The organism is Pseudomonas sp. NFACC37-1 (assembly GCF_900101575.1).
GTDB classification, from domain to species: Bacteria; Pseudomonadota; Gammaproteobacteria; order Pseudomonadales; family Pseudomonadaceae; genus Aquipseudomonas; species Aquipseudomonas fluorescens_AA.
This window is the reverse complement of the sequence record NZ_FMUZ01000085.1, coordinates 1-2,243: the sequence shown is the minus strand read 5'-3', so window position 1 is coordinate 2,243 and position 2,243 is coordinate 1. Positions and strand designations below refer to the sequence as shown.

Genomic DNA, 2,243 nt, shown 5'->3' with positions numbered 1-2,243 from the left:
TGGCCTCGCTGCACTACGTGATGCGGGTAATTCGGTAAAACAATACGTCCCATCCTGGGCATATTTGATTCCTCCTCCATGGAAGCTTTCAGCGTAGCAAAAAATCAAATAAATCTGTCCCCTTTTGCCGACACACCCATCTGAGCGAACTGACTTCCATGTTCCTCAATGAAATGTTGCAATCCGGCTTTTGAGTTTCCGGCCTCTAGAAATACAATTTTCCCGCTAGAGTCACGAGTCGTTGCGATGATATTCTCCGGGGTGAATTTCACACCATTAGCGGTTAACTCATCAAGCAAATATGTATTCAGTGTGCCTTTTGCACCAACTAAACTCTCATTTTACGAAGCGAAATCTTACTATCAGAAAATTTAACCACATCATCTACAACTGACAGACACTCATTAGACTCAATCACACTAAGCCCGCAGCCTCCGAAATTCAAATACACTCCAACGCAACCTTCATCGACATCACTAATCCTGTACTCATATACCGACAAAATTTTCAATCCTAGATACTTATCCAACCCGCTTAACGACTTAATCGGGTACGCAAACTCATCATCTATTTCAGACAACTCCAGCAATTCCGGTTCTGAATTTAACTTTAAAAACCTTGACACGCCCTCGCCAATTGTTAGTGACACCCACCCAGATTTAGAAAACTTAAAATACAATACCAAAAATTCACAAACCAAATTTCCACTCATAAAAAATGAGCGAAATCTGACATCGCGCAATACCTCATTGATCAGCACAGCTTTTCGCCCTCCACATTAAAATTTAGATGATTTCTCTGGAATCAATGTATCAAACTCGTACTTTCCATCTGGCAACACTCGCAGACTTACGGTGCTATTAGTCTTGGAGCTGTACACATGAATGAGGTCATAATTTCCTCGCACAGTTGAGCTGGGGATCAATGGACTCACAGACGTAACGTTCTCTAAGGTTTCTTTAACCGTCGTTTTAGCCTGCTCTACACCGGCCCTGCTTGTTTCATAGGGCAGGCGACCCTCACCAATTTTTGTTCCCAGTTTTTTGTTGAGGTTAGCCGATTGTGATGCAAAGAAGTCATCTACCTCTCCAAAACCAGGAACCTTCTGAATCCCTTTTGAAGCCCACGAACCAAGCTTCCCTATAAAGGAGAGTAGCCCCAGTCCTGCAACCTCTCCAGCCATGAATTCGCCCCAAGCCTTAACGAACTCGTTGGCCGGTAGAACGCCATCAAAACCTTGTCCCTCCGCAAGGTCTCGTTGCGCCTGTGCAACCTCTTCGGCAGTCGCACCGCTGCGTTGCATATACTCAGCAAGAGACGCTGCTGCCTGCCCATAGCCGTGATCGCCCAAAAAGTTGTACTGCGTGGCGTTTTTGGCAATCCACCCGCCCTTATCCATCTTGCTGGCATCCGTATCCTCCTGCGCCGCTGCTGCCAAGACACCAACAATTTGTGGGAAAAGGGGACAGATTTATTTTCCAGACCTAAATAAATCTGCCCCCCTTTTATTTCCCTGTTTTGGACCCTTCTGCGCCACTTTTTACTCGGAGGTTACCTGCCAAAATGTCAGACAAACCCCATATTCATCGAGAAGATCATCAGCAATTTCAAACTGAAACACCTTCTCCGGAAAGCAATCCGATAACGCCTTCCTCCAATATCTGGTGATCTGCTCGGCAAATATATGACAAAGGCGATAATCCTCCTCCGACAGACCGACCTTAAATACTGGCCTACCCGGCGCATCTTCCCACTTTGAAAAGAACTGATTTATTGAAAAAATATTTTTGTATCGTTCAACGTCTCTACGTGATGAACTTTGTTTCAACACACCAGCTTCAGTCTCGACCAGCCCCTTCAAAGGAAATTTTTGCGGGTCGTATTGCTGAGCGTTAGGCAGCCAGAAAACGTGACCTTCTAACTCAATAAAATCAGGAGAAAGCAAACCTAAAACAGAAATTGCTTGCTCCAATGAAACCAAGTTCCCTACGTACGAAAAAAATTCCCCGGAACCAATATCCGAAGCAAACAGATTCAACGAATCTTTGGAAATATTACCCTGACAACTCTTCATCAGTTCAACCCTAAGCTATTAAGAACAGACTGCGGAACATTTCCCTCAAAAGAGAAAAGGCGACGAGAAAAGGCGACAGATTTATTTTCCCGGCTCAGTCCTCGGCCGCCCCTGCCCTCGCTGCTCTACCCGCACACCCACAATCCGCTCGACCTCATCTACGAAACGG

General features: G+C 45.4%; 1 protein-coding gene and 2 pseudogenes. All 3 read right to left on the bottom strand.

Annotation, left to right across the window (positions count from 1 at the left end):
* Window positions 1–778 precede the first annotated feature (778 nt).
* A pseudogene (locus tag BLP82_RS29955) lies at window positions 779–1,453 on the bottom strand (hypothetical protein); the annotation flags it as partial.
* An 87-nt stretch (window positions 1,454–1,540) separates the two neighbouring features.
* A complete protein-coding gene (locus BLP82_RS29950; RefSeq protein WP_092177183.1) occupies window positions 1,541–2,074 on the bottom strand; it encodes a hypothetical protein in 534 nt (177 codons plus the stop codon).
* A gap of 81 nt (window positions 2,075–2,155) precedes the next feature.
* Window positions 2,156–2,243, bottom strand: a pseudogene (locus BLP82_RS31105) (transposase); the annotation flags it as partial.